The 9,500-nt window shown below is 33.0% G+C and carries 8 protein-coding genes and 1 pseudogene; 4 read left to right on the plus strand and 5 right to left on the minus strand.

Annotated features, from left to right (window positions below; translation table 11 throughout):
* Nucleotides 1–15 precede the first annotated feature (15 nt).
* Nucleotides 16–300 (minus strand): DUF4834 family protein, encoded by a 285-nt coding sequence (locus ABYI63_RS11250; protein ID WP_372756448.1) that lies wholly within the window; start codon nucleotides 298–300, stop codon nucleotides 16–18.
* Nucleotides 301–456: 156 nt separating this feature from the next.
* On the opposite strand from ABYI63_RS11250, the gene ABYI63_RS11255 reads away from it, so the two are divergent.
* On the plus strand, nucleotides 457–1,452 hold the full coding sequence (locus tag ABYI63_RS11255) for a transporter (protein WP_372756449.1): 996 nt from the start codon (nucleotides 457–459) through the stop codon (nucleotides 1,450–1,452).
* 18 nt (nucleotides 1,453–1,470) lie between these two features.
* The gene (locus tag ABYI63_RS11260; protein ID WP_372756450.1) at nucleotides 1,471–2,589 is read left to right on the plus strand and encodes a GTP cyclohydrolase; all 1,119 of its coding nucleotides are present in this window, start codon (nucleotides 1,471–1,473) and stop codon (nucleotides 2,587–2,589) included.
* A gap of 56 nt (nucleotides 2,590–2,645) precedes the next feature.
* Here ABYI63_RS11260 and ABYI63_RS11265 read toward each other — a convergent pair whose 3' ends face one another.
* From ABYI63_RS11265 to ABYI63_RS11275, 3 genes are all read right to left on the minus strand, one after another.
* Nucleotides 2,646–3,902 carry an aminotransferase class I/II-fold pyridoxal phosphate-dependent enzyme gene (locus ABYI63_RS11265; RefSeq protein WP_372756451.1) on the minus strand — a complete coding sequence of 419 codons (1,257 nt, stop codon included), beginning with the start codon at nucleotides 3,900–3,902 and terminating at the stop codon, nucleotides 2,646–2,648.
* 256 nt (nucleotides 3,903–4,158) lie between these two features.
* Entirely contained in the window at nucleotides 4,159–5,199 is a 1,041-nt protein-coding gene (locus ABYI63_RS11270) for a PLP-dependent cysteine synthase family protein (protein ID WP_372756452.1), read from the minus strand.
* 83 nt (nucleotides 5,200–5,282) lie between these two features.
* Nucleotides 5,283–7,349 carry a S9 family peptidase gene (locus tag ABYI63_RS11275; protein ID WP_372756453.1) on the minus strand — a complete coding sequence of 689 codons (2,067 nt, stop codon included), beginning with the start codon at nucleotides 7,347–7,349 and terminating at the stop codon, nucleotides 5,283–5,285.
* A 74-nt stretch (nucleotides 7,350–7,423) separates the two neighbouring features.
* Here ABYI63_RS11275 and ABYI63_RS11280 point away from each other — a divergent pair, with 74 nt between their 5' ends.
* Nucleotides 7,424–7,747: a YbaB/EbfC family nucleoid-associated protein gene (locus ABYI63_RS11280; RefSeq protein ID WP_372756454.1), complete on the plus strand. Its 324-nt coding sequence runs from the start codon at nucleotides 7,424–7,426 to the stop codon at nucleotides 7,745–7,747.
* 5 nt (nucleotides 7,748–7,752) lie between these two features.
* Here the strand turns inward: ABYI63_RS11280 and ABYI63_RS11285 are convergent, their stop codons facing one another.
* Complete coding sequence (locus ABYI63_RS11285) at nucleotides 7,753–8,784, minus strand: low specificity L-threonine aldolase (protein WP_372756455.1); 1,032 nt, start codon at nucleotides 8,782–8,784, stop codon at nucleotides 7,753–7,755.
* 92 nt (nucleotides 8,785–8,876) lie between these two features.
* Between ABYI63_RS11285 and ABYI63_RS11290 the strand changes: the two are divergent.
* A pseudogene (locus tag ABYI63_RS11290) lies at nucleotides 8,877–9,500 on the plus strand (PCRF domain-containing protein); the annotation flags it as partial.

Raw genomic sequence — 9,500 nt, forward strand, 5'->3', positions numbered from 1 at the left:
ACAGTGGACGTGAAATTAGTCAATTTCTTCGTAATCCACATATTCACCAACATCTTTATTTGAAGTTTTTGTGTTTGGCATTTTATCTATGGTTACTTCACCTTCTCTTTTTTTCGGGTCCTGCTGTGGCCTTTGTTGCGACTGCCTAAACTGACCTCCAAACTTTTGTTCAGCTTTTTTAGCTAGATATTTTAACAATATAGGTGCAAACAGCCTTGAAAGAATCTTTAACCCATAATAAATAACAAGGATTATTAATATGGTTCTTATAAGTCCATTTACAGATGCTTCCTGTAACATAAAAATTAATTTTTAGCAAAAATACAATTCTATCTGTTTAAAAAACGTTCATTAATGATAAAAAAAGTATAAAATATCTATATTTGGAAAGCCTTAGCTGGCTATTTTTTAAGCATCTGTAAATAAATCTTATTTGCGATATCTAAAATATTGACTATGAACCCAATCAAATCTACCCTAATTCTTTTAGTATGTTTAATTACCACTAATGCCTTTTCTCAATATACCGATGTTATTAATTCTAATAGGCCGGGCGTATCTAGAAGTGCTTTTTCAGTTGGAACTAATGTTGTACAATTTGAAGTAGGACCCTATATGATAAAAGAAGAACGCATACCTGCAACCAGATATGAGGTTGATGGCTTCGGGGTTGATTTTTCTGGACGATATGGCTTACTTTGGGAAGAATTGGAACTAAATATTGAAGGGGCTTTTCAAAGTGATACAAAAACTTATAATTCTAGTGTTATAGCTGAAGATAAAAGAGCAAACTTTAAATCCCTTACCGTTGGTGCAAAATATTTGGTATACGACCCTTATAAAAAGGGAGAAGCAAAACCAAACTTATATAGTTGGAAAGCTAACAATCGCTTTAAATGGCGCACTTTAATTCCCGCTGTATCAGTTTATGCTGGCGCTAATTATGATACTGAAAATAACCCATACACTGCCCCAGGGATTGAAGGTTTTAGCCCTAAAGTTATGATTGCAACACAACATAATTTTAATGGAGGTTTTGTGTTTGTTATGAATTTCATTAAGGACCGAATTGGTACCGACCAATCCGATTTTCAATATATTTTAACTTTAACGCATTCATTAAGCCCTAAATGGGTGATTTTTGGTGAAACCCAAGGCATTCAAAGTGATTTTTATGCCGATAATCTTTTCAGATTTGGTGGCGGGTATTTATGGAGTAAAAATTTTCAGTTAGATACTGCGTTAACCTTCAATAATAAAGACACGCCTTCTGTATTAGGAATCAATTTCGGAATGTCTTATCGTTTAGATTTTCATAAGGATAAGGAAATTGATAATGGTACTTCTGCCAAAGATGAGGCTGGCAGAAGAAATAATAGATCTAAAAAAACGACTGATGTTATTGAAGAATACAACAGAAAACATAAAAGAAAAGACCAAAATTTCAATTAAAAGAAGGACTATCAACTAATGATTACAATAAAAGAAGTAAAAACAAAAAGTGATTTAAAAGCTTTTGTAAAGTTTCCATTCAAATTATATAAAGACTCAAAATACTGGGTACCTCCTATTATTAGTGAAGAAATAAAAACATTTGATAAAAATGAAAATCCTGTATTCAACGATGCAGAAGCAAGGTTGTTTTTGGCATACAACAACAACAGCATTGTTGGGCGTATAGCAGCTATTATTAACTCTTTAGAAGTTGAAAAACAGGGCGTTAAAAAAATGCGTTTCGGTTGGTTTGATTTTATTGATGATTTGGAAGTATCAAAAGCGCTTTTAGATAAGGTTGAAAGCATCGGAAAAGAACATAATTTAGAATTCACAGAAGGTCCTGTTGGTTTTTCAAATTTGGATAAAGTTGGTGTGATGACTGAAGGTTTTGATGGAATTTCTTCGATGATGACTTGGTATAACTATCCCTATTATATAAAACATTACGAAAATGCCAATTATACAGTAGAAAAAAAATATTCTGAAAGTGGCTTTCCTTTTAAAAACGTAAAACCTGAATTCTTTTTCAAAGCTCAAGAAGTCATCAAAAAACGTTATCAGCTTAAAGCTTTGCAGTTAACAAAAACATCTGAGGTGATGCCGTATGCGGATAAAATGTTCGATTTATTTAATGAAACATATGCTTCATTATCATCATTTGTTGCCATAACCGATATTCAAAAAGAATATTTTAAAAAGAAATTCATTAGTTTTATTAATCCTGAGTATATTAAATTTATTGTTGACAAAGATGACAAACTAATTGGCTTTGCTGTAGTAATGCCCGCTTTTGCCAAGGCTTTACAAAAGGCAAATGGAAAATTATTTCCGTTTGGTTTTCTTCATATTCTTAAAGCAAAGAAAACTAGTAAAGACGTTATTTTTTACTTAATTGGTATTCATCCTGATTATCAAAACAAAGGTGTACATGCCGTAATTTTTAATGAATACTACAAAACTTTTAAAGAAAAAGGTATTGAAAACTGTGTTAGAACACCCGAGCTAGAAGATAATTATGCTATTCATCAAATATGGAAGCATTTTAATCCGGAAGTTTATAAGCGAAGAGTTACTTATAGAAAGAATTTATAATAAAAAAAGGGTCATTTCTTCAAATGACCCTTTTTTTATTATATAACTGTAATAACTTAATCTACATTTTCAACATGTAATTCAGCCATTTGCTTATAAGTTCCATTTACTAATTTTTCTCTAATTGCTTCAAATGCTGCTAAAGTTTCATCAATATCAGCTAAAGTATGAGAGGCAGTAGGAATCATTCTCAATAAAATTATTCCTTTAGGAATAACAGGATAAACAACTATAGAAAGGAAAATTCCGTAATTTTCACGTAAATCATTCACCATTACCATAGCCTCAGGAATAGAACCTTCTAAATATACTGGTGTGATACAAGTATTAGTATCACCGATATTAAAACCTCTTTTTCTTAAACCATTTTGAAGTGCATTTACGTTTTCCCATAATTTATCTTTAATTTCAGATGAATTACGCAACAATTCTAAACGTTTTAAAGAACCAATTGTTTGAATCATTGGTAGCGATTTTGCAAACATTTGAGAACGTAAATTGTATTTTAAATAATCAATCACATCTTTATCGGCAGCAACAAAAGCACCAATGTTAGCCATCGATTTTGCGAATGTAGAGAAATATACATCAATACCGTCTTGACAACCTTGCTCCTCACCTGCTCCTGCACCTGTTTTACCTAAGGTGCCAAAACCGTGTGCATCATCCACCAATAAACGGAAATTATATTTTTCTTTCAAGGCAACAACTTCTTTAAGTTTACCTTGTTGTCCTCGCATTCCAAAAACACCTTCTGTAATGAATAAAATACCACCACCTGTTTCGTTAGCCATTTTAGTAGCACGTTGCAGGTTTTTCTCCATACTTTCTAAATCGTTGTGTTTATAAGTAAAGCGTTTACCCATGTGCAAACGAACACCGTCAATAATACAAGCATGAGAATCAACATCATATACAATAATATCATTTTTAGTTACTAAAGCATCAATAATAGATACCATACCTTGGTAACCAAAATTCAATAAATAGGCTGATTCCTTTTTAACAAAAGCTGCTAATTCATTTTCTAATTGTTCATGGTACTTTGTGTGACCACTCATCATTCTAGCTCCCATTGGATAAGCTGCACCCCATTGCAGTGCAGTTTCTGCATCTACCTTACGTACTTCCGGATGATTGGCTAAGCCTAAATAATCATTAATAGACCAGTTTAAGATTTTCTTACCATGAAATTCCATTCTAGGACCTAAGTCACCTTCTAATTTAGGAAAAACATAATATCCTTCAGCTTGTGATGCCCATTTTCCTAATGGACCCTTATTGTTTTGAATTCTTTCAAATAAATCTTTCATTTATTATAAACGTGTTGCTATTAAACTAAAAACTAACTTCAAACTAAAAAAAGCAATGTAATATACTGCTTCTTTAAAAACTTATTTACGTGAAAATGAAGTAAAAAGCTTTATTAGTTTTTAGTCGGTCCGCGCAAAATTAAATATTTATATTGTTTGTACATAATTTTTAGCGTTCAATTATTTACAAAATAAAAAAAGAGACAACTTTTTGTGATAAAAACAAATGTTACCTCTTGTTTATGAGTTCTTTATGCTATTTTATGTATTCAATAGTTTGTGCTGCGGCTTCATTCAAACTATCAAAAAAACCTTGTTCTTGCATCCATTTATCACTATAAATCTTACTCATATATCGTGATCCATGATCTGGAAAAATTACCACAACGTAATCATCTTCTTTAAATTCCCCTTGCTCTCCAAGTTGTTTAAGGGCTTGAGTTGCAGCCCCGGAGGTATACCCTACAAAAAGGCCTTCAGTTCTAGCTAGCTCTCTAGCTGTATGTGCACTTTCTTCGTCGGTTACTTTTACAAACTCATCTATAACATCAAAGTCGGTAGCTGTTGGAATCAAATTCTTTCCTAAACCTTCAATTCTGTATGGATAAATTTCTTTTTCATCAAATTCTCTGGTTTCATGGTATTTTTTAATTACTGAACCAAAGGCATCAACACCTATTACTTTAATATTTGGATTTTGTTCTTTTAAATATTTTGCAGTACCCGAAATAGTTCCTCCTGTACCACTACAAGCAACTAAATGTGTTATTTTACCTTCCGTTTGCTTCCAAATTTCTGGGCCTGTTGAAACGTAATGTGCATCGATATTTAGCTGATTAAAGTACTGATTAATATAAACCGAACCTTTCATCTCATTGTGTAATCTTTTAGCAACTTCATAATAAGATCTTGGATCGTCGGCACTTACATGTGCAGGACATACATATACTTTAGCACCCATGGTTTTTAGCATATCAATCTTATCTGCAGAAGATTTTGAACTAACAGCTAAAACACAATCGTACCCCTTTATGATGCTTACCATGGCAATACTAAAACCTGTATTACCCGAAGTCGTTTCTATAATTGTAGCTCCAGGAGTTAAGATGCCCTTTCGCTCTGCCTCTTCTATTATATGTGTTGCTATTCTATCTTTTGAAGATTGCCCTGGATTAAAAGATTCTACTTTTGCGTAGAAGTTTCCTTTAAAATTAGAAGCTACTTTATTAAGTTTAATAAGTGGTGTATTACCTACTAAATCTAATACATTATCAAAGACTTGATTTCTGTGTTTCATAAATGCCTTTTAGGGTAGTTACGGTAATATTAGTAAAAATATTTGTAACTTAAAACCTGACAAAAGTAAAACTTTTTTTAGAACTAACCACAAATTCCTTCTAAATCTAACAAAAAGGCATATTCTAATGCTACTTCTTTTAAGCTTTCAAAACGTCCGGAAGCCCCACCATGCCCGGAATCCATATCGGTATGAAGCAATAATTTATTTGTATCTGTTTTTAATTCCCTTAGCTTTGCTACCCATTTAGCTGGCTCCCAGTATTGAACCTGTGAATCGTGTAAACCGGTAGTAACTAACATATTTGGATATTTCTTAGCTTCCACATTATCGTATGGTGAATAGGATTTCATATAATTATAAAATTCCTTCTTGTTAGGGTTTCCCCATTCATCATATTCACCTGTTGTTAATGGAATGGTATCATCCAACATCGTTGTAACAACATCTACAAAAGGTACAGCTGCTATTACACCATGATATAATTCTGGGTTCATGTTAATTACCGCACCCATAAGTAATCCCCCTGCAGAACCGCCATAAGCATATAAATGGTTTGCAGATGTATACTTTTCTTCTATCAAATATTTAGAACAATCAATAAAATCGTAAAAGGTATTTAATTTAGTTAGTAACTTACCGTTTTCATACCAATCTCTACCCAAATATTCGCCTCCACGAATGTGTGCAATGGCGTAAATAAATCCGCGGTCAAGTAAACTTAAACGTACTGTTGAAAATGATGGATCGATAGTTGATCCATAAGAACCATAAGCATATTGCAGTAACGGACTCGTTCCGTCTAGTTTGGTTCCCTTTTTAAAAACCAAAGACATTGGAACTTTTACCCCATCACGAGCGGTTGCCCAAATACGTCTAGATTCGTAGTTTTCTTTATTAAATTTACCCCCTAAAACTTCTTGTTCTTTTTTAATTTCTTTCGATTTTGTTTTGAAATTATAATCAATAACAGAACTTGGTGAGGTTAAGGAGTTGTAAGCATAACGCAACACATCACTATTGAAATCAGGATTACTTCCTATATAGGTGGTATAGGTTTCACTTTCAAAAGGTAAGTAATAATCTTCGGTACCATCCCAACTAATAATACGTAAATTATTTAAACCGTTTTCACGTTCGTTAACTACCAAATAATCTTTAAATATCTCAATATCCTCTAGTAAAACAGCATTTCTATGTGGGATAACATCTTTCCAATAGCGTTTTTCCGTTTTAGCTTCACCGGTTTTTAGTAGTTTGAAATTAGTAGCACCATCGCAATTAGAAATGATGTAAAAACTGTCATTATAATGAGCGATGCTGTATTCAATATCGCGTTTACGCTTTTGAAATATTTTGAACTCAGCATCAGGTGTATTGGCATCCAAAATACGATATTCCGACGATAAGGTACTAGAAGAACCAATAACCACATACTTTTTCGATTTCGTTTTGTAAACGAATGTATTAAAGGTTTCATCGGCTTCATAAAACACTTCTACATCATCTTTAAAATCGGTATGTAGTTTATGTTTAAAAATTTTATGTGAGCGTAAGGTTACTTCATCCTTCATGCAATAAAACAAGGTTTTATTATCGTTTGCCCAAGTAGAACTGCTTGTGGTATTTAGTATTTTATCAGGAAATATTTCACCTGTAACCAAGTTTTTAATTTGAATAGTGTATTGTCTTCTTCCAACCGTATCGATAGAAAAACTTACCATGGTATTATCTGGACTAATAGCCATACTTCCTAAATTGAAAAACGCAAATCCTTTTGCCATTTCATTACAATCGAACAAAATCTCCTCTGGAGCTTCTAAAGTTTCCTTTTTTCTAGTGTAAATGGGGTAATCTTGACCTTTTTCATAACGGGTTATATACCAATAGCCATTCAATTTATAAGGAACCGATGTATCATCTTCCTTAATTCTAGCTTTCATTTCTTCAAACAATTCCTTTTGAAATGCTTCGGTATGCAACATTTCTTGTTTGGTATAGTCGTTTTCAGCATTTAAATAATCAATTACTTCAGGATTTCCTCTATCGTTTAACCAATAGTAATTATCAATGCGAATATCTTTATGTTTTACTAGTTTTTTTGGTTTTTTAGCGGCCTTAGGTGGAATAAGAGAAGTTTTCAACGACATATTTATTGTTAAATTAGGTCGGCAAAAATATAAAAATTAAATAGCTTTGTAGTGAATTATAAATTTTTAAAATTATGTTTGGAGATATGATGAATATGATGGGGAAACTTAAAGAAACCCAGCGTAAAGTTGAAGAAACTAAAAAGCGTTTAGATAGTGTTTTAATTGATGAAAAAAGTAATGATGGCAAACTAAAAATTACATTAACAGCCAATAGAACGATTAAATCTATCGATATTGATGAAAGCCTTCTTGAAGACAAAGAACAACTTGAAGATTACTTAATTCTTACTTTAAACAAAGCCATAGCTAAAGCCACTAATGTTAATGAAGCAGAACTTGCTGCTGTTGCAAAAGAAGGCATGCCAAATATTCCAGGAATGGATATGTTTAAGTAGACTTCTTAGATTTCTAGACTTCCTAGATTTTTTAGAATTTCTATAAATATTTCATGCATCGCATCCGTATAATCTAAATGGGTAACAATACGCAGTTTATTGGTGCCCATTCCTATTATATGAATATTTTTATCCTTTAATTTTTGAATGAATTTGGTTTCGTTTACATCCTTATTAAGTTCGAAAATAACGATGTTAGTTTCAATAGGTTCAACCGTTTTTATAATTGATAATGTAGAAAGCACTTTCCCTATTTCCTTAGCTTTTTTATGGTCTTCTACTAATCTATCAATATTATTATCTAAAGCGTAAAGTCCTGCAGCAGCTAAATAGCCCACTTGACGCATATTACCTCCAAAAACTTTTCTAATTCTAAGGGCATGCTTCATTATCTCTTCATCTCCTACTAAAACCGAGCCCACAGGACAGCCTAGTCCCTTACTTAAACAAACTGAAATGGTATCAAAAACTTCACCATACTGTTTAAGCGTTTCCTTTTTTTCCACTAAGGCATTCCATATTCTGGCGCCATCTAAGTGAAAACCTAAGTTGTATGTATCGCACACTTCTCGGATTTTTAATATTTCATTAAAATCCCAACAAGAACCGCCGCCTCTATTGGCGGTATTTTCAATTTCCACAAGGCGCGTAGGACTGTAATAGTAAGCTTCCGGATTGATGGCTTCTTTAACCTGTTCTGCCGTAAACATGCCTCTGTGGCCATCTAATAATTTACAAGACACCCCACTATTAAAGGCTACACCACCAGATTCGTAATTATAAATATGGGCAAATTTATCGCAAATTACTTGGTCTCCCGGGTTTGTATGCAGTTTTATTGCTGTTTGATTTGCCATGGTGCCACTAGGAAAAAACAAGGCACTTGGTTTGCCAAACATTTTGGCTATTCGTGTTTCTAATTGGTTTACGGTTTCGTCTTCTCTAAAAACATCGTCACCAACTTGGGCTTCCATCATGGCCTCTAACATGGCTTTAGATGGTTTTGTAACAGTATCGCTTCTTAAGTCTATTATCATATTAAAAAAATATAGGTAAAGCTATAAAATTATATCAAGAATTGTTTTCTTCTCCTTCTATAAATCCTATTTTTGTTCAAAATAAATGGACTATGATAACTTCCGATCAAATAAAAGATCTTAATACCCGCCTTGACAAACTTAGGCACTATCTTTGACTTAGATAGAAAACTAATTGAAATAAAAAACGAAGAAGAAAAAACCTTCGACCCTAACTTCTGGAATGACCCAAAAGCTGCCGAAGCCATTATGAAATCGCTTCGTGTTACTAAAAAATGGGTTGAAGATTACAATAAAGCCAAATCCCTTACCGAAGACTTAGAAGTTCTTTACGAATTTTATAAAGAAGGAGAAGCTTCGGCTGAAGATGTGGAACTTCAATATGACAAAGCATTTAACTTACTAGAAGACATCGAATTTAAAAACATGCTTTCTGAAGAAGGTGATAGTTTAAGCGCCGTATTACAAATTACTGCAGGTGCTGGTGGTACCGAAAGTTGCGATTGGGCAAGCATGCTTATGCGAATGTATTTAATGTATGCCGAGAAAAGCGGTTTTAAAGTTAAAGAGCTAAACTTTCAAGAAGGCGACGTGGCAGGTATAAAAACGGTAACCTTAGAAATTGAAGGTGATTTTGCGTTTGGTTGGTTAAAGGGTGAAAATGGCGTGCATCGGTTAGTGCGTATTTCTCCGTTTGATAGTAACGCGAAACGTCA

Source organism: Mariniflexile sp. (assembly GCF_041583155.1).
Lineage (GTDB): Bacteria > Bacteroidota > Bacteroidia > Flavobacteriales > Flavobacteriaceae > Mariniflexile.